Below are 21,242 nucleotides of genomic sequence, written 5' to 3'. Positions count from 1 at the left end.
TTATTCTCTAATATCTATAATATTAACGCCTAACTTTTCAAATAACTCATACACCTGAATAAAATCAGGGTTATCGACATGAATTCTTAAAGCGACAACATCTATATTTTTACTTTTGTCTTTGATATTTAATACCGCACTACTAAAATAAGTATAAATGCGACATTTTTTATTTTTAAACTCTTGAGCTAAATAGTCTTCTAAAATCAGGGGTGTTTGAATATATTCAACATTATTTAATTTATATTGTTCACGTGGGTGTGGTAAATAATAGTCGATATCAAACCGCTTGATCACTTTTTCTGCCAAATCAATATTCTTCTGAAAATCTAAATAAACAGGCTGTCCTAAGAGAATCTTAACAGTTTCGCCTTCAACATCTTGAGTGCTTTCTGAGGAAAAGATATCAATATATTCTGTATTTTCAATAATATTTGGTAATCCTTTATAAATCGTATAATGTTTTTGGGAAATCGATTTTAATTTCGCAACACTATATTTATTGCAAAATAAAGTGTTTATTAAACGACGAATCATTGTCTTAGGTTCATCGGTATAATAAACACTATGATTAGCAATGTTTGCAGTACCATCATCAAAAGTATAAAACGCTTTAAATCTCGTTGAACTTAAAATAAATTGAATTTGAATATCATTGATACTCGCTACAAACACTTTATCAAAAGACTTTGCAAAAAATTTAATACGTAAATAAGCAATCTCTTTTAATAAATTAAAACGGTCTGTACTTTGTTTCATCACAAAGAATTGTTCACATTTTTGAGATAAACGCTCTGCATAATAATCAAATTTCGCATTTTTAACCGAACAAAGCATAACACCATAAAACTTTTCTGATGGGTGTAATGCAATGATTTTTTCTGCAAGAAGGACTTGTAAAGGGGTATAACAAATAATTAAGTTCATAAACGTTTACTTACCTTTGCTGTAATGAAATATAAAATTGGAATAATTGCTAAAGCCCCAATAATAGACGCATAAGGAATATATTGAATTTGAGTATAGGTTAATCCAATTAAACTTAAAACATAAATAATGGTTGAAAGAACCGAACAAAAAGCAATTGCCTTATTTTTACCATGAAAAAAGAGATAATTCACCAAAATAAAATAAGGAATAATCAAACTAGTAGAAATAAGAAATAAGACAATATAATATTTTGTACCAATAAATCGTTCACCTAACGTCCATACCACAACAGATTCTGGAATTAACCACATCACTAAAGCAGGCAAAGGCACAAAGCAAAGCGCATAAAACGCCCACTTATGTACCTGTTTAATTGTAATACGTTGTTGCTTTAATCCATCAAAATAATAAGGAGTCATCGCTTTATTCAGTGATTGTAATACAATCATAAAAATAGAAGCAATTTGCGCTCCCATGGCGTAAATACCTAATTCTGATTCACTAAATTGGTGAAAAATAAAGATACGATCTAATTGTCCTTTTAAAAATAGGCTTGCATTATGAAAAATAAGCGGAACACCAAAGGCTAATAAATAAAGCAAAGCTAATTTATATTGGGCAAATTTAAATTTCTTACGACGAATATTTTTACTATATAATGCATAAGAGACTAAAAATACCGTAATATAGCCTAATAAAATCGCAACAACCCGTTTTTCAACTAAATCTGTTTGATATATTTCAAGTAATAAAATGGTAAATACAACTGCACTTAAACTTGAAATAAATTGAATAATGGCATAAGGAATTGCTTGTTTTTGACACTGCCTTATACTTAATTGCACCGTAAAGAAAGATTGAAAAATAGCAGATAATGCTAAATAAAATAATATTTCAGATTGTGCAATCCAACAGCCAATTAAAATAAGCCCGCCCATAAAGAGTGTATAGGCATAGCCTGTATTAACGACCAAATTTAAAGAGCGTTTGCCATATACATAGAAATAGCGAGTCACCGCCCCTTCTTGACTTAATCCCACAATGAGAAAAAACAAAACCAGAAAGGTTTGATAATAAGCTAATTCACCAAATCCTTCTGGACCTAATTTGCGGGATAAATAGGGCAAGAGTAAAAACGGCATTGCCCTTGATGTTAATTCACCGATGACATAAATCGCACTGTCTTTGATAGCTCTCATGACATCTCTTTCTCAATCAAACTATCGGCTAATTGTAAATCTAAGGTGGTATCAATATCTACCGAACGATACGTTGGCATCAAATAGAAACGCACAGGCGGAATAAAGAAATATTTTTCTTCAAGCAAGCTGGCAATATCATTGATATAAATCGCTCCATTTGCACGATAGGCTTTCGGTAGCTGTTGGCGTGGCGCTTCAAAATCTTTGATTTCATTGATTGGAAGAATATCATCACCATTTAAGGTAAACGACTTATAAGGATGATGCTCACATTCACAAGCAGAAACAACCGATTTACTTTTTCCGCCTAAAAAGATTTCCATAGAATTACGAATATCTAAAGCATTACGCAACGGGCTAGTTGGTTGGAAAAGTGCAACCACACCTTCACGAATATTAAGTGTTTCTAAACAATGTACAACCGCATCAATCGTTCTCGTATTGCTTTGTGCAAGTTCTACAGGGCGATGAACCGCCATTGCGCCATATTTTTCACCTTCTGCTAAAATACGATCACCGTCTGACGTTACTACAATTAAGTCAAACACACCTGACTCTTTTGCTGCTAGTACGGCTCGCCCTACAAGTGAAACACCGCCAACGAGTTGTAAGTTTTTATCTTTAATGCCTTTTGAGCCTGCTCGAGCTGGAATAATTGCAATTTTTTTCATAAATCTGACCGCTTGTCATACCAAATAATAAATAACTGATATTTTAATTTTAATCAAAACCCTAAACAATAGCGCACTTAGTGCAAATGCAAAATAAAGCTGACTTTTACCTTGATTGACACTACTCTTTTTTATTATTTCTCCGGTAATTGATAAGGTTGAGTAAATTCAATACCTTTCGTCCATTGGCTGTAATAACCTAAATTTTTACCATAGGAGTTATCACAAACTTCGTTAGGTAATTCAAGTAAACAAGAAAAAATATGCCCGTGTAAACGACTCGTTACTACTAAATCGTAATCCATAAAAATCTCTTGCATACGCTTAATCACCGATAAACTATGCTGGTACCATATATCATTGACTTTATTCTTTAAAAAACCAAGATTTAAGCTATTTGCCAAGCGAGCTAAACGCCCACAGAGTTTTTCCATTTGATGATCTTTTTCAGTCAGTAAATCTTCCCAATCTTTAATATGAGCATTTGTAGATAAATGTTCACGAATCCTTTGCTCTAGTTGGCTTTTTTCAATATCTTTGCGTAAAAAATAGAGTGTATTACTTTCTGAAATGTTATCCGTTTTAGGTTGTTTAGTCGGCAGTGAACCATAAAGCTGGTGCGCCATATCAGGCGATAGTTTTACCTTGTCAGAAAAATGCGTTTGCATTAAAGCGAATGTAGCGCTATCACGTGCAAATAAGTGGCAATCTTTATGTGCAGAAAAAAGTTTCGCTGACTTTTTCATCGCATCTTCATTTGAAAAATGCGCTGTTTGTGGCATCACAATAATACGATTATTTGGAAAAGCTTGAACGAGATCTTCCCGCATCTTTTGAATAGAAGGATAGAGATCGCCAAAATTACCGCCACCATGACAAATTAACGTAGAATTAGGCTTCACGAATTTTTTGACTTCTTGAAGATCAAAACTTTGCAAACAACGTCTTAAACGAATAGTCAAATTATAATCTTTAAAAAATGCTTCTGTGCCTGCATAAATTAATAAATCGCCTACATTCAAATGAAGGGGATAATCAAAATACAACACATCATTTTTATCTAAAATTAAATCATTAATTTGACTAAGTTGCTGCTTTAAGTTGGTCAGGATCATATTCATCTTTTTGCTTTCCAAATCTCATAGAGAAAATAATGGGCATTAGAGCCAAAATTAAGGGAAATAGTTCTTAAAAGAGTAAGATTTTTTCCCAATGCTCTTTATAATAGCACGACTATTTTTATTACGGTGACAATTATGTATGAATTAACCAAACTGATCACAGCGATGATCTTACCGCCTTTTAATGTCATTCTTTTAGTTATTTTTGGCTTACTTTTTATTGCACTTCGTTGGAAAAAATTAGGCTATTTTAGTGCATTACTAGGTATTGCAATACTCTATATTTTCAGCATTCCCTATACGGCACAAAAATTACAAGACAGCTTAATTGAAGAAAATCAACTCACATTAGATGATTATAAACAGGCGCAAGCGATCGTACTATTAGGGGCTGGCTTACGCGATAGCAAAGAGCTTTATGGCAAACTTGCTGTACCACAAGTAGGCTTAGAGCGTTTACGCTACACAGCTTATTTACATAAACAAACCGGCTTGCCGATTTTAATCAGTGGCAGTAGCCCAAATGGCAATTCTGAAGCGAAAATTATGGCAAATGAACTTGCTGAATTTTTTAATACGCCAACAAAATGGCAGGAAGATAAAGCGCTTACTACCATTCAAAACGCCCAATTTACCAAAGCGATGTTAGCTAAAGAAAATATCAATAAGATCATTTTGGTCACAAATGAATGGCATATGCAACGTGCTAAATTTCTCTTTGAAAAACAAGGGTTTGAAGTCTTACCTGCAAATGTAGGTGGTGGTATTACTCCTGATTATTATGGCCTAAATATGATGCACTTTGTGCCACAAGCGGGCGCATTGGCGTTAAATATGCAAGGTTTAAAAGAGTGGATTGGATATTGGAAAGAGAAAAATCTCTAACAAGCGGTCTGATTTAACTTATTTTTTGCAAAATGGGGAATCGTCTATTCCCCATTTTTACTTTCCATTAGAAACGGAATACCTTCACATTGCTAAACCCATTCTCTTTCAAATAAAGGGCTTGCAGTTTACTCATTACGCCACGTTGGCAATAGAGCAGATAGGTTTTGGATTGATCTAAGCTACCGAAATGGTTCGAGAGTTTATAGAACGGCAGTTCTTTCACTTCCACACCATCAAGGCTAAACGGTTTTTCGTCCACTTCTTCAGGGCTACGAATATCTAAAATCACATCATTTTCGCCGAGTTCAGACGTGGTTTCGACTGAAACAACTTCTTTTTCCGTTTGTTGTGCGATTTCACGAATATCCAAATAGTGAGCGTTTTGAACCGCTTGATCTAACACATCAAAATTGAAATTGCCTTCTTCTTCAAGGATCTTGCTCTCAATCGCTTTCACCGTTGGATTTTTCGAGATCACCCCACAAAATTCAGGCATTGATTTGGCGATATCGTCTGTGCCGATCTCTTTTGCCATTGTGATAATCTGCTCTTTGTCGTGGGTAATCAGCGGTCGCAACACAAGGGTATCGGAAGCCTTATCAATCAAACGTAAGTTAGTGAGCGTTTGGCTTGACACTTGTCCTAAGGCTTCGCCCGTGACAATTGCTTGAATATCAAAACGTTCAGCGATTTTGCTGGCAGCTCGTACCATCATTCGCTTCAACACCACGCCCATTTGCCCGTTATCGACTTTTTCCAAAATCTCGCCGACCACATTTTCAAAGTTGATCGCCACAAAACGCACTTTATGGGACGAACTGTAACGGCTCCAAATATGGTATGCCATCTGTTTTACGCCGATTTCGTGAGCGGCTCCGCCTAAATTGAAGAAACAGTAATGCACACGCGAGCCACGGCGGATCAACATATAGCTTGATACGCCCGAGTCAAAGCCCCCTGAAATCAGCGACAGTACATCTTCCTGCGTCCCGATAGGATAACCGCCCAGCCCCTCGTGACGAGCTTTGATCAGCAACATTTTGTCGTGGTCAATATCAATACGCACTGTGACATCAGGGTTCGTCAGTTTGACACTTGCGGAAGCAATATGTTGATTTAAACCGCCGCCCACATAACGCTCAACATCAAGGGAACGGAAATCGTGTTTTCCTTTACGGCGAACACGCACGCAGAAAGTTTTGCCTTCTAGCTCATCTTTCACTTTGGCAAGGGTATGCTCAAAAATATCGTGCATCGTGCTAAACGGCATTTCTTCCACTTCAAGAATATGGTGAATGCCCGGCGTGCGTTTCAGTAAGTCCAACACCAACGGAGCTTCTTCCGCCACTTTCGCTCGTACTTCGATAAAATCCCAGTTGCGAATGACCGCCACATTTTCGGTTTCACGCAATAACACATTACGAATGTTCGATGTCAAAATTTTGATAAAGCGTTTACGCACCGAGTCGCTTTTAATCATAATTTCAGGAAAAAGTTTGATAATAAATTTCATAATAATAAATAGGTTAAAAAAAGAAAAACGGCGAGATCCTAGCATATTTTGCAAAATATTCCTAAGATCTCACCGCTTGTGAAGAATGCAGATTATTTTCTGTATTTACCTGCCATCGCTTGATACACCGCATTTTCATTTTTGAGAATGGTGTATTTCGTTTCTAATAAAGAGAGTTCAGAACTACGTTCGGTATTAATTGCACTTAACCACTCACGCAGCTCAGATACGCCTTGATCATAACGGTTTTTATAATATCCGCTGATATTTTTATCGTATTCATATTTCTTTTGTAAATTTGAGTAGCTACTTCTCGATAACTGATAAGTTGAATAGTAGGTATCAATTTCATTCAATGCTTTTGTTAATGTTTGTTCATAATTTAAACGAGCTAGCTTATAACCTTCTTCTGAAATCTTAATGTTATTTTCCACACGATTCCAATCTAAGAAAGGTAAATCAAATGAAATAGTTCCGCCAGCAATAGGATTATCGACGGTATTATGCAATTTTGATGCTTTGCTTGATAAACTTCCTCCAAGAGTAACTGTAGGGAACCAACTATTTTCAGTTGCCGTTAATGTTTTAAATGAGCTTTGTAAACGCTGTAAGCTTGCAATAACATCAGGTCGATTTGCAATCGTAGAAACAGGTACATTCATATCTACGCCTTGCAATTTCACTTTCAAAATACTTGGATATTTTACTACAAGCGGTTCATTTGGTTTTAAATTAAGTAAGTCTCGTAATGTTTTTTGTGCAATTGTTTGCGCTGATTGTAAACTAATCAATGTATTTTTGGCAGACAATACTGCTTGGACAGCTTGATCTGCACTAAGTCTATCAATTGCACCTACTGCAAGCTTATTGTTTAAAATCTTACTGATTTGTTCGTAATTGTTGATACTTTGTTGCGTGACACGAATTGCATCCTGATAATAAGCAAGGTTGTAATAACTACTCACAACAGAATTAATTAATGATAAACGAGTTGACTGCAAATCCTCTTGGGTAGCTTTATGTTCCCATTCTGCAGCACTTGCGCTGTCTTTCAAGCGCCCCCAAAGATCAATCGTATAACTTAAACTAAATCCAATTTGGCTTGCTATGGTTGAAACACCCGTTGAATTTAAATTACTCGTAGAGCCAACCCCTTTAGATGCAGATGCTGAGCCAGATCCACTAAAGGTTGGCACTAAATTTGCACCGACTAAATTTGCATTGTAAAGTGCTTTATTAACGGCAATCGCCGCTTTCGCTAAATCAATATTATTTGCTAACGCCATTTCAATTAAGCGATTTAACTGGCTATCGTTATAGCCCAACCACCATTGTTCATTAATATGGTATTGCTTTGTAATATCTTGATATTGCTGATATTGAGCCTGTGCTCGTTCAAGTGTACCATCTTGACTCATTTTGGTTGTTGAACATGCACTTAATGCAATAGCTGTCATTAGCGTTAATGCTAATTTTGAAAGTTTCATACTGTTATCCTTGTGAAAAAATAATCGTTACATTTTAAAGAAAATGTACCATCTCGACTAGTTTTAAACTGAACGATCATTCATTTTTTTGCAAAAATTTACAGAAAAGAGACCGCTTGAGAGTGTAATTTGTTGAGCAAAAACCGTAGGAATACCCACGGTTAAGCACAAAAGCATTCCTTTGGAATGCGAAGCTATACTCAAAATCTATCCTGAAGGGATAGTTCTATGCTTAACCTAGGGTGAAAGCCTAGGATTGTAGTAACTGTGCAATCAACGCTTGATGACGCACCGCTTGAGCCGATTGTTTTAAACGTTCTGCGGCTAAAATGCTTTTCAGCTCGGCTAAGGCGACTTGGAAATCATCATTCACAATCACATAATCAAATTCGTCGTAATGGCTCATTTCGGAAACCGCTTCGCTCATTCGTTTCGCAATAGTTTCAGCACTGTCTTGACCTCGTCCAATCAAACGCTTCTCTAGCTCCGCTTTTGATGGAGGTAAAATAAACACACTTTTCACATTTGGTACTTTGGCACGAATTTGTCTCGCCCCTTGCCAATCAATATCAAGAAAGACATCAATGCCTTGCTCAAGACTACGTTCGATCATTGGTAGAGACGTACCGTAGTAGTTGCCGAACACTTCCGCCCACTCTAAAAAATGCCCTTGTTCGATTAAACGTTTAAACTCATCATGTTGGGTGAAATAGTAATGTACCCCGTCTTCTTCCGCTGGGCGTGGATTGCGAGTGGTGTGGGAAATAGAAAGTTGCACTTGCGAACGAGACAAATCTGCCAGTAATGCATTGATTAAAGAAGATTTTCCTGCACCACTTGGGGCAGAGATAATGTATAAATTGCCTAAGGTCATAGTTGAAATGTTTTTGTAATAATTTTGGACTATATCAATTCGACGTGTTTGTAGGGACACGACGCTTCGTGTCCCAATATCGATATTCGCAAATATGCGATTAGGACGCCAAGCGTGGCGTCCCTACAATCCATTTTTGGTTAAACAAAAAATTAAGGACGCAAAGCGTCCCTAACACGATATTTTATTTTTTCGAAAGTGGCGGAACAAAGGTAATACCTAAATCCCAAGGTTGTTCAATCCATGTTTCTTGTGGAATATCAACGACATAGTCATCTACCAAACTTGCGCCCATCGGTTTTGCAAAGACAGTGACAAATTTCGCGTTTGGGTACATGTCACGGATTGCACGGGCGGTATTGCCAGTATCGACTAAATCGTCCACTACGATAAAGCCTTCGCCGCCGTTTGCGACTTGAGCAGCATGCAATACGCTTAATTCACCTTGACTGTCGTGGTCGTAACTTGCGATACAAACCGTTTCAACGTGACGAATACTTAATTCACGGGCTAATACAGCGGCAGGGAATAAACCACCACGGCTTACCGCAATAATGCCTTTCCATTGTGAAGCAGGTAAAAGGCGTTCAGCTAATTTGCGCGCGTGCATATGGAACATATCCCACGTCACAACATATTTTTCGTTTGTGTATTTCTCACTCATAAGTTCACCTAAAAAAAGTGGTAGCTCTGCCACCGAATAAAAAAATTGCGTAAGGATAACCTGAAAAGACGTTTCGTGCTATCATTTCCAAAAGAATTTTACAATAATGTCATTTGATCGAATGATTTTTGCAAAATTTTACAGGAAACTCACCGCTTGATCACAAAAAGGAGATAAATATGTCAGAAATTCAAACACTTAAACCGAATTTACTCTGGAAGTGGTTCGACCAAATTTGTGCCATCCCGCATCCATCCTACCACGAAGAGAACATCGCTCAATTTATCGTAAACTGGGCGCAGGAGAAACAATTCTTTGTAGAACGTGATGCCGTAGGAAATATTCTGATCCGTAAGCCTGCAACAAAAGGAATGGAAAATCGTAAAACTATTGCATTGCAAGCTCACTTAGATATGGTTCCACAAGCCAACGAAGGCACAAAACACGATTTTACAAAAGATCCTATTCAGCCTTATATTGACGGCGAATGGGTCAAAGCCAAAGGTACAACACTTGGGGCGGATAATGGAATCGGTTTAGCATCTTGCTTGGCAGTGTTAGATTCCGATGATTTGACTCACCCTGAAATTGAAGCTTTACTTACCATGACGGAAGAAGCAGGTATGGAAGGTGTACTTGGCTTACAACCAAATTGGATGAAAGCAGATATTCTCATCAATACGGACACCGAAGAAAATGGCGAAATTTATATTGGCTGTGCGGGCGGTGAAGATGCAGGTATCGAATTACCTATTCATTATGAAAACAATGCCTTTGACGGTGCATTGCAAATTAGTTTAAAAGGTTTAAACGGCGGGCATTCAGGCTGTGATATCCATACAACTCGAGCCAATGCGATTAAATTAATGGCAAGAACCTTAGCAACCTTAAAATCAACCTTCTCGTTTCAAATTGCAACGATTCGTGGTGGCTCAGTGCGTAATGCGATTCCACGAGAATCCATTGTTACATTAGCGTTTGATGCAAAAAATACTGAAAATCTTACCGCTTGTTTAAGACAATTTGAGCAAGCTCTGAAAAAAGAGTTGCAGTATGCGGAGCCAAATCTTCAATTTATTGTAGAACGTGCCGAAAGACCATCGCAAGTATTCTCTCAAGAAAGTACCGCAAAAGTCATCCAATTCCTAAATGTATTACCAAATGGTGTGATTCGTAATAGTGATGTGGTTGAAAATGTTGTTGAGACCTCTTTAAGTATTGGGATTTTAACCACAGAAGATGATGTAGTCAGATCTAAAATTTTAGTTCGCTCATTAATTGAAAATGGAAAAGCAGATGTTCGTTCTCGTTTGACTTCACTTGCAGAATTAGTGGGAGCGACCGTTTCATTCTCAACGGGCTATCCTGGCTGGGAGCCAGATCCAAACTCGGTCATTACACCGCTAACGAAAGCTATTTATGATGACATTCTTGGGTATGAATCGCAAATTAAGGTCATTCATGCTGGGCTTGAATGTGGATTAATTAAAAAGGTTTATCCAAATATTGATGTCGTTTCAATCGGTCCAACCATTCTCAATGCACACTCACCTGATGAAAAAGTGCATATTCCTGCTGTTCAGATTTATTGGGAATTACTGACAACCATTTTAGAAAAAGCGCCAACTAAATAAAATATGGTGGGGTTATAAGCCCCACCATTTTTCTTCTAATAATAGAAACCACCTAAGCCAACACCAATTCCACTGTGATGACCACGCCCCCATCCATGATGATAACCTATTGTTGGATAAACTCTCGGATAAGGATAAGAGCGATAAACTTTCACTTTAGGCTCTCTATCACTCTGATTAAGCTCCCATTCTTCTGATTCTGATGAGTTAGCTGTGACTGTTTTTCCTGTCGCAACACGCTGTTGATATTCTTGCACCGCTTTCATATCCATAGGCACTGTACTTTGCTGAGTAGGTGTTGAACAAGCTGTGATGACCAATGGCATCATACATAAAATCAATTTTTTCATAAAATGCTCTCCCTAATTAAAAGCGAGTATTAGACAGACAAAATATAAAACAATTCACTTTGCTTCTAAAATAAAAAAGGACGCCCAAAAGCGTCCTAATTTATCTAAACTTTAAAATTAAAGTGCAGATTTTGCTTTAGCAACTAATGCTGCGAAAGCCACTTTGTCAAATACTGCGATATCAGCAAGGATCTTACGATCGATTTCAACAGACGATTTTTTCAAGCCGTTGATGAATTTGCTGTATGATAAACCGTTTTGACGAGCTGCCGCGTTGATACGTGCAATCCATAATTGACGGAATTGACGTTTACGTTGACGGCGGTCACGGTAAGCATATTGTGCAGCTTTAACTACTGCTTGGAAAGCAACGCGATACACGCGTGAACGTGCACCATAATAACCTTTAGCAGCCTTAAGAACTTTCTTATGGCGTGCTCTTGCAATAACACCACGTTTTACACGAGCCATTATTAAATCTCCTACTATTTAAGCGTAAATTAACGCTTTGACATTTATTAAACTAAAAATTAACTAATCGTACGTTGTACTTAATTTACGCTTATGCGTATGGTAAGCACGCTACTACTAAAACTTGGTCTGACTTAGCAACCATCGATTTATGACGTAAGTGACGTTTACGCTTAGTTGTTTTCTTAGTCAAAATGTGACGTAAGTGAGATTGTTTACGTTTGAAACCGCCAGAAGCTGTTTTTTTGAAACGCTTCGCAGCACCACGTACTGTTTTGATTTTAGGCATTGTTAAAATAACTCCGCATTGTTTATGTTAATAACCAGCAATTAGGCGAATACTGTTACCAGTATTACTTGGAAGCACTAATTACCTCTAAAGGTAATGGACTATTTCTTTTTCGGAGCAAGTACCATTACAACTTGGCGACCTTCGAGTTTACCAGGGGCAGATTCTACCACTGCAATCTCGGCTAAATCGTTTTTAACACGCTCTAGCACATCCATACCAATTTCTTGGTGAGCCATTTCACGTCCACGGAAGCGAACAGTGATTTTGGCTTTGTCGCCGTCTTCCAAAAAGCGAATCAGGCTGCGTAGTTTTACCTGATAGTCGCCTTCGTCTGTACCAGGACGGAATTTAATTTCCTTCACCTGTACAACTTTCTGTTTTTTCTTCTGCTCTTTAGCGGCTTTCTCTTTTTCGTAGATGAACTTACCGTAATTCATAATACGACAAACTGGCGGTTCAGCATTTGGGCTAATTTCCACTAAATCTAATTCAGCTTCTTCCGCTTTAGCTAATGCTTCTTGAATAGACACGATACCAAGTTGGTCGCCATTTTGATCCGTTAAACGGACCTCTTTTACGCGAATTTCTTCGTTAAGACGATGTGCGCGATTTGTCTGAACACGTTTTACAGGTTTAATAGTATTATTCCTCTAGTAAGTTTAAGTAATGATCATACCGCTTGCAGAAGATATGATTTCTTTTTATAGGCTCTATATAAAGAGAGCAAAACGGGCAGAATTTTACAAAAATCTACTTGATTATGCAATAGTCAAAATCATTTCATTGCATTTTCACCCAAATATAAATTCTTCTATTATAATAAAAAGAATTTCAACTCACTAAAAATTGATATAAGTAATGAAAATTCTCGGAATTGAAACATCATGCGATGAAACGGGCGTAGCTATCTATGATGAAACCAAAGGGCTTGTTGCCAATCAACTTTATAGCCAAATTGAGATGCACGCAGACTACGGCGGTGTAGTGCCAGAGCTTGCCTCTCGGGATCATATCCGCAAAACCTTGCCTCTTATTCAAGCGGCATTAAAAGAAGCCAATCTTACCGCTTGCGATATTGACGGCGTGGCTTATACAGCAGGGCCTGGCTTGGTTGGGGCGTTATTAGTGGGTTCAACCATTGCTCGCTCACTGGCTTATGCGTGGAATGTGCCAGCCTTAGGCGTTCATCATATGGAAGGGCATCTGCTTGCGCCGATGTTGGAAGAAAATGCCCCTGAATTTCCTTTTGTTGCGTTGCTTGTCTCAGGCGGGCATACTCAGTTGGTCAAGGTTGAAAATGTCGGCGAATATGAATTACTTGGCGAGTCGATTGATGATGCAGCAGGTGAAGCCTTTGATAAAACGGCGAAATTACTTGGATTGGATTACCCCGGCGGTGCTGCCCTTGCAAAACTAGCTGAAAACGGTATTCCAAACCGCTTTGTTTTCCCTCGTCCAATGACGGATCGCCCAGGATTGGATTTTAGCTTTTCAGGCTTAAAAACCTTTGCTGCCAACACCATTAACGCTAACTTGAATGAACAAGGCGAGCTTGACCAACAAACCCGTTGCGATATTGCTCACGCTTTTCAGCAAGCTGTGATCGAAACCTTAATCATCAAATGTCGTCGAGCTTTGCAGCAGACAGGCTACAAGCGTTTGGTGATCGCAGGTGGCGTAAGTGCAAATAAACAACTTCGCCACGATTTAGCTCAACTGATGCAACAAATCGGCGGTGAAGTGTTCTACCCTCGCCCACAATTTTGTACCGACAACGGTGCAATGATTGCCTATGCAGGATTTTTACGCTTGAAAAATGGCGAAAGAACGGATTTGTCGGTGAGTGTGAAACCTCGTTGGCCAATGGTTGATCTTCCTGCTATTCAAACCAAATAAACAAAAGGGCGAACTATGTTCGCCCTAGTATTTTAATGTAACTTCATCGTTGGTCTTAAGAAGCGGTTAATTCGCCCTACCAACAAAATCAACCCTGTTTTCACACAGCCGTGTAATGCCATTTGGTGCATACGGTATAGAGAAAGATACGCCATACGAGCAATTTTACCTTCGATAAACATCGAGCCTTTGGTTAAGTTACCCATTAAGCTACCGATTGTTCCAAAGCGTGAGAACGAAACCAATGAGCCTTTATCGTTAAATACGAATGGTTTGAGCGGTTTATGTTCTAACTGTGCAACAATATTCTTTCCGCATACTGTCGCCATTTGATGAGCCGATTGTGCTCTTGGTGGAACAGGTTTGCCATCTGCTTGCAATAAGAATGCACAGTCGCCGATCACATACACATTGTCGTCCGTTAAGGTTTGTAGTGTATCTTTAATGGCGATTTGATTGATACGATTGGTTTCAAAGCCGAATGATTTGGTGATATCAGGGGCTTTTACGCCTGCTGCCCAGACCATTAAATCGGCATTAATGGTTTCACCTTCTTTGGTAATTAAACCATTTGCTGTTGCTTCTACTACAGCAGTATTTGTACGAACGTCCACGCCCAATTCCCGCAACTCTTTAATCGCTGATGTAGAAATTCGCTCTGACAGCGCAGGCAATAAGCGGTTACCCGCTTCAATTAAAGTCACTTTTAAGCTCGTATTATTTAATTTCCCATATCCATAAGAATTTAAATGTTTTACTGCATTATAAAGCTCTGCAGATAACTCAATTCCTGTTGCTCCGCCACCAACAACTGCAATATGCACTTCTTTCTCATTGTTGTTAGAGAACTTCAAAAAGAGTTCCATCATTCGTTTATGGAATAATTTTGCCTGCTCTGAGCTGTCTAAGAAAATGCAATGCTCCGCAACACCCGGCGTGCCAAAATCATTTGAACGGCTACCAATCGCTAAAACTAATTTATCATAGACAATATTACGCTCTGCGACTAGTAACTCACCTTCTTCATCATAGATAGGTGCTAATACGATCGTTTTTTCTGCTGGTTTGACTTGGGTTAATGTACCTTGACGAAATTCAAAATGATGATTTTTAGCGTGAGCACGATAACTTAACGCATCCGTACCATCATCCAAAGATCCTGTTGCTACTTCATGTAATAATGGCTTCCATAAATGGCTAATATTTTTATCGACTAAAATAATATTCGCCTTTTTCTTTTTACCCAATTTGTTTCCAAGATACGTAGCAAGCTCTAAGCCACCTGCACCACCACCTATGATAACGATCGTTTCCATTATTTGCTCCGAAAATAATTAATATGTCAAAATCAATTAGGATAAATTGTAATCCTTCATAGCAGAAAGTCTAGCGATTTAAATAATTATTTTTGGTAAAGAAATAAATACAAATTTGATAAGTTTTGCACAGGCTAATGTTGTCAAGTCAAAAAAAGCTAAAAAATCTTAATTTTTTTGTACTTAAGCTCTAGAAAAAATATAACATATTGATTTTAAAAGAAATGTTATTTTATAACCAATCGTAAAGAGAAACCGAAAACCCTATGAATTATCAAGGTTTTGTCCTGTTTAAAAAAAATAATCCACAAAGTTATCCACAGGCTGTGTGGATAGAAAAAGCCTTATTTTTTCACTGATTTTATGAACAGTAACGGCGGGCGGTGACGAAGATCTTTAAACTCGTTATGCCATTCTGTTTGCTCGGCAAGCATCGGCTCTTCCACCTGTTCAAGGTTAAAACCACCTTGAATAAGGCTATTCAAAATCGTGGCTGTGGTTCTATGGTAGGTTTTAAAGGATTGCTGAAACCAGTTGCGATTTCGTTCCCCCTCATCACGATAATAATTTAAACGATAAGCCACTTGCTGTTTTCGAGCATCTTTTTCCCAACGATCCCCTTCTTTAAAACAGGTAACAATCGGGTGTTCTTGCGAAAAGATTAATAGCCCATTTAACACCAACTTAGCAGAAATCTGTTGCAGAAGTTCAGGCAAATCTTTGACATAGTGAAATGCAAAGGAACTGGTAATCACATCAAAATCGGCTTCTTCAATGGTCGATAGAGCTTCCATTGGCAAACAGTAAAAGCGGTAAGCGGTCGGATTTACGTCTTTTTTTGCAAAATCTACTCGGGCTTGCTCAATCATCGCTTGCGAGAGATCTAGCCCAACCACTTGCTTTGCCCCTAACGCCAAATAATGCAATAAATGCCCGCCAGCGCCACAGCCGAGATCCAGTACCTTTTTGCCATTGAGATCAGGCAATAGCGAAAACATCGTAGGCTTTTCCACCACTTCATTTAGGCTAATCGGGTTTTCACGCAGTTTCAAATAGCGTTCAAAGAAAATCGGGTTGTCGTAGATGCTGGTTTTCATTATGTGATATTAAGTTAATAGCTGAAAAGTAGGGACACACTGCGTGTGTCCGTATTTATATAAAATCCGTTTTCAGTGTGATTGGTAGGGACGCCACGCTGGCGTCCACTGAATATCGCTTTTGCGTAAAGATAAGATTGGGCGGACGCCAGCATGGCGTCCTTTATCCTTGAGAAAAAACAAGCCAATCTCACCGCTTGTAAATATCCTGCCCGTCTCTACGGGTTTTCAAAATCCGCAAAATCCACACATACTGCTCGGGATTTTTCGGGACAAAATACTCAATCACTTCATTCATTTGACGAGCGGATTGTTGTTCATCGCCTGCAAATTCAAGGGCGGGTAGAATTTCAATTTGATACACGCCTTTTTCAGCGTTGTAAATTGGGAACATCGGGATCACCACTGCATTTGCCACACGAGCCATTTTAGCCAGTCCTGGCAAAGTGGCTTTTTCAGTGGCAAAAAACGGCACATAAACGCTAAGTTCTTCACCAAAATCTTCATCAGGCAGAAAATAACCAAGATTGCCCTTTCTCACATCATTTAAAAACGGTTTAATCCCATTTTGACGAGTGTGCATTTTACCGCCAAAACGTTCACGGGTACGGTTCCAAAGCCAATCGACAAGGGGGTTATGATGCGGATTGTACATCGACACCATCGGCATTCCGTGCGTGTGCATAATAATGCCCGAAGCGTCTATCGCCCAAGTATGTGGCACAAGCAAAATCACGTTTTTACCGCTTGCTCTAGCTTCTTTCACAATATCCAAGCCTGAAAATTCGCTCCGTTTTTGGATATGCTCCACAGAACGCAAGGCAATCTCGCCAATGCCTAACATTGTTTGAGACACGGTGATAAACATTTTCTCGATCACATCTGCCCGCTTGTCTGCCGACCAATCAGGGAAACAGTAGCGTAAATTCGTATCTGCTCGATGATACTGCTTTTTGCCTTTGAGCTTTTTCGCCACGATTTTTCCAACCCAAGTCGCAAGCCTATCTCGCCAGCGAAATGGTACATAAGCCAACACGACCAGCCCGAAAATCCCCAACCAAATGCCCCAATACTTCGGGTGCAAAAAGGCGGTTTGGAACTGGTGCTGATAACCTACTCGATATGTTTCACGTTCTGACATTATTTATCCTGTTGCTTATCTTATTTCTTACGGTCGATAATGTTTTTCACCGCCAAAATTACCCCTAAGCCAATAAATGCACCTGGTGGTAAAATCGCTAACAAGAGACCGCTTTCTAAGTGTAACAGATCCATTCTCGCGGATTTTGCCCAATCACCAAGTAACAAATCCAAGCCGTCAAACAGCGTACCACTACCGATAATTTCACGAATTGCACCTAATAGCACAAGGCTCAATGCCATACCTAGCCCCATTGCAAAGCCATCAAATGCTGAATGGGCTACGCTATTTTTTGATGCAAAGGCTTCCGCCCGACCAATCACGATACAGTTGGTTACAATCAACGGTACGAAAATCCCCAACGATTGATAAACAGGGTAAGCAAAAGCGTTCATCAACAGCTGAATGGTCGTTACCGCTGTGGCAATAATCATCACATAAATCGGAATACGAATATCGTGGGGGATCACTTTACGAAACAGCGAGATGATCGTGTTGGTAATGGTTAAAACCAACAAGGTCGCCAAACCCAAACCGAGAGCGTTAGTCACATTACTGGAGACCGCCAACAACGGACATAAGCCAAGTAATTGCACAAGGGTAGAGTTGTTCTTCCACACGCCCTGCATAAATAAATTCTTCCACACAGACGGCTCAACAGCTTTTGGCGTTTCGTCTATGTCGTTGATTTGGGTAATCGGGATTTGGTTTTCTGTTGCCATAATTTTATTCAAACCGTTTCTCTTTAAAATAAAAAATCTTATCTTGCTCGTTAATCGCTCGTAATACACGGCAAGGGTTGCCCACCGCAACACAATTATCGGGAATATCTTTCGTCACCACACTTCCAGCCCCGATAACCACATTATTTCCAATCGTCACATTAGGCATTATCACGGCATTACCGCCAACCCAAACATTATTGCCAATGGTAATCGGCATTGCAAATTCAATACCGCTATTGCGTTTTTCCGCATCAATTGGGTGCATTGCGGTAAATAGCGACACATTTGGGGCAAACATCACATTATCGCCAATGGTAATTTTGGCACAATCCAACATCGTGCAGTTATAGTTACTATAAAAATTTTTGCCTAACGAAATGTTATAGCCATAATCACAGCGAAATGGCATTTCAATATGAAAATCCGCCTGCTCACACTGAAATAATTTCTGCAACAACGCCACTCTTTGCGGAAGTTGAGACGGGCGAAGTTGAGCAAGCTCAAAACACAAATCCTGTGCGGTTATTCTGTCTTGTTTCAATTCAGGATCGGCTGGATTATACAGCTGACAGCTAACCATTTTTTGACGTTCACTTTGCATTAGCGGCAAGCCCCAAATTGTTCAACTATTGTTGGATTTTTCGCTAACTCAGTAATCACCCACTTCGCACTTTGGCGAACGTTATTGACTACTGCTCTTGGCGTAATGGTTGCTCCGGTAAATTGATCGAATGTACCGCCGTCTTTTTTCACTGCCCATTCGCTCTCGTTGTCTAAGCTGAATTTGCGGTTGGTGAAACTGTAAATCCAATCATCAATACGGGTTTCGATTTTATCGCCTAAGCCCGGCGTTTCTTTATGGGCAAGGGTTCGCACGCCTAACACGGTTCCGTCAGGCTGAATGCCCATTAACAGCACAATGTTGCCCGAATAACCGTCTGGAGCGGTTCCTTGAATAGCGTAAGCGGTCAGATCTTGCCCTTTTTTTGCAATATAGATTTTATTTAAAAACGGGACTTCAGGCAGTTTGACCACTTTGCAAGTCGCCAATAAATCATTATCAAAATGCACCTGTGGCACCACTTCAAGCAGTAATTGACGCTGTTGCTCGGCAGTTACGGCATCAATTCTGCTTTTGGTGAGCAAATAAATTCCCGTTGAAACGGCGGTACAGAGCAAGGCTATCGCCCCTAAAATTAGAGCATAACGTGTTGTTATTACAGATGTTTTCATTTTATCGTCCTAATTTTGTACCGTATAAACGGGGCTGAGTATAATGGTCAATCAACGGCACGCAGATATTTGCTAATAACACTGCAAACGCCACGCCGTCTGGGTAGTTGCCGTAATAGCGAATTAAATAGACTAACAAGCCAACCAACGCACCGAAAATCAATTTGCCTTTTGGCGTGATTGAAGCTGTGACGGGATCGGTCGCAATAAAAAACGCCCCGAACATCATCGCACCGCTAAACAGTTGCATCTGCACCGACCAACGAGCCGTGTCAGACGCTAAATCCGTACCAAAGCTAAACAGAGCAAAGGTTGCCAACATCGCCACAGGGATTTGCCAGTGAATAATTCGCTTATAAATCAACAACAAACCGCCGATTAAGAAGGCAACATTGACCTGCCCCCAACCGCCTACAAGCACATCGGCAAACAGCTTATCGAATTTAGCCAATAACGAATTTGGATCTTTAATGGTATTCATCGCCTGTTTTGAGCCGTCCAACACCGTTGCTGACGACACTCCGTCCACACTTTGAATAAGCTGATGAACGCTAAAGCCGTCTGTGGTGACATCAGTAAAAATCAACGAAAAACTATCCGATAGGGTTGGTGGTTCATTCAGCAACGCAAGGGGTGGCAGCCACGCTGTCATCTGCACAGGGAACGATACCAACAACAACGCATAGCCAATCATCGCAGGGTTGAACAAATTTTGCCCCAAACCACCGTAAACGTGCTTCGCCAACAACAGCGACACCAACACGCCAATCACAATCACCCAGTAAGGTGCGTAAGGCGGAATTGCCATCGCCAAAATCAAGGCAGTCAAAATACCCGACAAATCGGCGAGATAGAAAGCGGTCGGTTTACGGCGTAATTTTGCCACCGCAATTTCAATCAGCACCGCCAGCCCAATCGCCAGCACCGCTTGAATTAGCACCCCATAACCAAAAAAGTACCACTGCACCACCAACGCAGGCAACATCGCCCCAATCACCCACAGCATAAAATTCGCCGTGAGATTGTTGGAATGGGTATGGGGGGAACTGATCATTTTAAACATCAAATGTTTCCTTTATCGTCTTAATTTTAAATCGTCTAAATCTTCGGCAAATTCACGTTGAATTTTATCGTCAGCATTCGGATTGCAATGACTGTCGTCACCGTTGCCACATCAATCCAGTTGCTCTCAAAGCCCGCATCACGGAACAGAATAAAAATAATTCCGCCGACCAAACTCGCCGTCACATACACTTCTTTTTGTAAAATAATCGGCACTTCGTTGCGTAAAATATCCCGAATTAAGCCCCCGAAACAGCCCGTCACACCGCCGAGCGCCACACAAATCAACGGATGCAACCCAAAATCCAAACCTTTTTGCACCCCAATTACCGTAAACACGCCCAAACCAATCGCATCAAAAATCAGCAAGCCTTTTTTCCAATAATCACGGTCAATTTGATCTTTCAAAATCGCCACCAAAATCACCGCAATGCTGATCATCAACACATAAATCGGCTGTTTCATCCAAAACACAGGGGTACTGCCAATCATCACATCACGCAAAGTTCCGCCGCCCACGCCCGTCACAAATGCCAACACGAACATTCCAAAAATATCCATTTTATGCTGACGAGCGGCAATCGCCCCCGAAATCGCAAAAACAATGGTACCAATCAGGTCTTGAATAAACAGAAACGACCACGGAAATGGGGGGATAAGTTCGTTCATTTGGGT

The 21,242-nt window shown here is 39.7% G+C and carries 23 protein-coding genes; 3 read left to right on the top strand and 20 right to left on the bottom strand.

The features are described 5' to 3' along the window. The 4 genes from C5N92_RS07455 to C5N92_RS07440 all read right to left on the bottom strand — a co-directional run bounded on the left by C5N92_RS07455 (position 1) and on the right by C5N92_RS07440 (position 3,924). Entirely contained in the window at positions 1 to 927 is a 927-nt protein-coding gene (locus C5N92_RS07455) for a glycosyltransferase family 52 (RefSeq protein ID WP_111750218.1), read from the bottom strand. Continuing rightward, entirely contained in the window at positions 924 to 2,129 is a 1,206-nt protein-coding gene (locus C5N92_RS07450; protein ID WP_111750217.1) for an oligosaccharide flippase family protein, read from the bottom strand. The genes C5N92_RS07455 and C5N92_RS07450 overlap by 4 nt, the downstream gene beginning before the upstream one ends. Beyond that, positions 2,126 to 2,803: an acylneuraminate cytidylyltransferase family protein gene (locus tag C5N92_RS07445; RefSeq protein WP_111750216.1), complete on the bottom strand. Its 678-nt coding sequence runs from the start codon at positions 2,801 to 2,803 to the stop codon at positions 2,126 to 2,128. Before C5N92_RS07445 ends, C5N92_RS07450 begins: the two co-directional genes overlap by 4 nt. A 134-nt stretch (positions 2,804 to 2,937) precedes the next feature. After that, the gene (locus C5N92_RS07440) at positions 2,938 to 3,924 is read right to left on the bottom strand and encodes a polysaccharide pyruvyl transferase family protein (protein WP_111750215.1); all 987 of its coding nucleotides are present in this window, start codon (positions 3,922 to 3,924) and stop codon (positions 2,938 to 2,940) included. Positions 3,925 to 4,059: 135 nt separating this feature from the next. Between C5N92_RS07440 and C5N92_RS07435 the strand changes: the two genes are divergently transcribed. Next, positions 4,060 to 4,809, top strand: coding sequence for a YdcF family protein (locus C5N92_RS07435; protein WP_111750214.1), 750 nt, complete (start codon positions 4,060 to 4,062; stop codon positions 4,807 to 4,809). Positions 4,810 to 4,876: 67 nt separating this feature from the next. On the opposite strand, the gene thiI is transcribed toward C5N92_RS07435, so the two are convergent. From thiI to gpt, 4 genes are all read right to left on the bottom strand, one after another. Beyond that, the gene (thiI, locus tag C5N92_RS07430) at positions 4,877 to 6,325 is read right to left on the bottom strand and encodes a tRNA uracil 4-sulfurtransferase ThiI (RefSeq protein ID WP_111750336.1); all 1,449 of its coding nucleotides are present in this window, start codon (positions 6,323 to 6,325) and stop codon (positions 4,877 to 4,879) included. A 92-nt stretch (positions 6,326 to 6,417) separates the two neighbouring features. Further along, positions 6,418 to 7,812 carry a toxin/drug exporter TdeA gene (tdeA, locus tag C5N92_RS07425; RefSeq protein WP_111750213.1) on the bottom strand — a complete coding sequence of 465 codons (1,395 nt, stop codon included), beginning with the start codon at positions 7,810 to 7,812 and terminating at the stop codon, positions 6,418 to 6,420. A gap of 250 nt (positions 7,813 to 8,062) precedes the next feature. Then, entirely contained in the window at positions 8,063 to 8,686 is a 624-nt protein-coding gene (gene gmk / locus C5N92_RS07420) for a guanylate kinase (protein WP_111750212.1), read from the bottom strand. Positions 8,687 to 8,870: 184 nt separating this feature from the next. Continuing rightward, a complete protein-coding gene (gpt, locus tag C5N92_RS07415; RefSeq protein WP_111750211.1) occupies positions 8,871 to 9,350 on the bottom strand; it encodes a xanthine phosphoribosyltransferase in 480 nt (159 codons plus the stop codon). Between the two features lie 179 nt (positions 9,351 to 9,529). Here gpt and C5N92_RS07410 point away from each other — a divergent pair, with 179 nt between their 5' ends. Next, the gene (locus tag C5N92_RS07410) at positions 9,530 to 10,984 is read left to right on the top strand and encodes an aminoacyl-histidine dipeptidase (protein WP_111750210.1); all 1,455 of its coding nucleotides are present in this window, start codon (positions 9,530 to 9,532) and stop codon (positions 10,982 to 10,984) included. A gap of 35 nt (positions 10,985 to 11,019) precedes the next feature. On the opposite strand, the gene C5N92_RS07405 is transcribed toward C5N92_RS07410, so the two are convergent. From C5N92_RS07405 to infC, 4 genes are all read right to left on the bottom strand, one after another. After that, on the bottom strand, positions 11,020 to 11,334 hold the full coding sequence (locus C5N92_RS07405) for a hypothetical protein (RefSeq protein WP_111750209.1): 315 nt from the start codon (positions 11,332 to 11,334) through the stop codon (positions 11,020 to 11,022). A gap of 117 nt (positions 11,335 to 11,451) precedes the next feature. Continuing rightward, positions 11,452 to 11,805: a 50S ribosomal protein L20 gene (gene rplT / locus C5N92_RS07400; RefSeq protein WP_111750208.1), complete on the bottom strand. Its 354-nt coding sequence runs from the start codon at positions 11,803 to 11,805 to the stop codon at positions 11,452 to 11,454. A gap of 91 nt (positions 11,806 to 11,896) precedes the next feature. Next, a complete protein-coding gene (gene rpmI, locus C5N92_RS07395) occupies positions 11,897 to 12,094 on the bottom strand; it encodes a 50S ribosomal protein L35 (protein ID WP_111750207.1) in 198 nt (65 codons plus the stop codon). Between the two features lie 101 nt (positions 12,095 to 12,195). Further along, positions 12,196 to 12,735 carry a translation initiation factor IF-3 gene (gene infC, locus C5N92_RS07390; protein WP_111750206.1) on the bottom strand — a complete coding sequence of 180 codons (540 nt, stop codon included), beginning with the start codon at positions 12,733 to 12,735 and terminating at the stop codon, positions 12,196 to 12,198. Between the two features lie 220 nt (positions 12,736 to 12,955). Between infC and tsaD the strand changes: the two genes are divergently transcribed. Next, positions 12,956 to 13,993, top strand: coding sequence for a tRNA (adenosine(37)-N6)-threonylcarbamoyltransferase complex transferase subunit TsaD (gene tsaD, locus C5N92_RS07385; protein WP_111750205.1), 1,038 nt, complete (start codon positions 12,956 to 12,958; stop codon positions 13,991 to 13,993). Positions 13,994 to 14,025: 32 nt separating this feature from the next. Here tsaD and C5N92_RS07380 read toward each other — a convergent pair whose 3' ends face one another. The 8 genes from C5N92_RS07380 to C5N92_RS07345 all read right to left on the bottom strand — a co-directional run bounded on the left by C5N92_RS07380 (position 14,026) and on the right by C5N92_RS07345 (position 21,236). Continuing rightward, complete coding sequence (locus C5N92_RS07380) at positions 14,026 to 15,309, bottom strand: NAD(P)/FAD-dependent oxidoreductase (protein ID WP_111750204.1); 1,284 nt, start codon at positions 15,307 to 15,309, stop codon at positions 14,026 to 14,028. Between the two features lie 344 nt (positions 15,310 to 15,653). After that, on the bottom strand, positions 15,654 to 16,406 hold the full coding sequence (locus C5N92_RS07375) for a class I SAM-dependent methyltransferase (RefSeq protein WP_111750203.1): 753 nt from the start codon (positions 16,404 to 16,406) through the stop codon (positions 15,654 to 15,656). A 190-nt stretch (positions 16,407 to 16,596) separates the two neighbouring features. Further along, positions 16,597 to 17,547: a lauroyl-Kdo(2)-lipid IV(A) myristoyltransferase gene (lpxM, locus tag C5N92_RS07370; RefSeq protein WP_111750202.1), complete on the bottom strand. Its 951-nt coding sequence runs from the start codon at positions 17,545 to 17,547 to the stop codon at positions 16,597 to 16,599. Between the two features lie 20 nt (positions 17,548 to 17,567). Then, positions 17,568 to 18,269 carry an electron transport complex subunit E gene (locus C5N92_RS07365; protein ID WP_111750335.1) on the bottom strand — a complete coding sequence of 234 codons (702 nt, stop codon included), beginning with the start codon at positions 18,267 to 18,269 and terminating at the stop codon, positions 17,568 to 17,570. A gap of 4 nt (positions 18,270 to 18,273) precedes the next feature. Next, positions 18,274 to 18,873 carry a sugar O-acetyltransferase gene (locus tag C5N92_RS07360; protein ID WP_111750201.1) on the bottom strand — a complete coding sequence of 200 codons (600 nt, stop codon included), beginning with the start codon at positions 18,871 to 18,873 and terminating at the stop codon, positions 18,274 to 18,276. Beyond that, entirely contained in the window at positions 18,873 to 19,505 is a 633-nt protein-coding gene (gene rsxG / locus C5N92_RS07355) for an electron transport complex subunit RsxG (protein WP_111750200.1), read from the bottom strand. The genes C5N92_RS07360 and rsxG overlap by 1 nt, the downstream gene beginning before the upstream one ends. A gap of 1 nt (position 19,506) precedes the next feature. Then, positions 19,507 to 20,511 carry an electron transport complex subunit RsxD gene (rsxD, locus tag C5N92_RS07350; protein WP_369828946.1) on the bottom strand — a complete coding sequence of 335 codons (1,005 nt, stop codon included), beginning with the start codon at positions 20,509 to 20,511 and terminating at the stop codon, positions 19,507 to 19,509. 92 nt (positions 20,512 to 20,603) lie between these two features. Beyond that, positions 20,604 to 21,236, bottom strand: coding sequence for a trimeric intracellular cation channel family protein (locus C5N92_RS07345; protein ID WP_111750198.1), 633 nt, complete (start codon positions 21,234 to 21,236; stop codon positions 20,604 to 20,606). Positions 21,237 to 21,242 lie beyond the last annotated feature (6 nt).

It is taken from the genome of Glaesserella australis, from assembly GCF_003260095.1.
GTDB lineage: Bacteria > Pseudomonadota > Gammaproteobacteria > Enterobacterales > Pasteurellaceae > Glaesserella > Glaesserella australis.
Note: the sequence above shows the minus strand (reverse complement) of the source record. Positions and strands in the feature narration are given on the sequence as shown.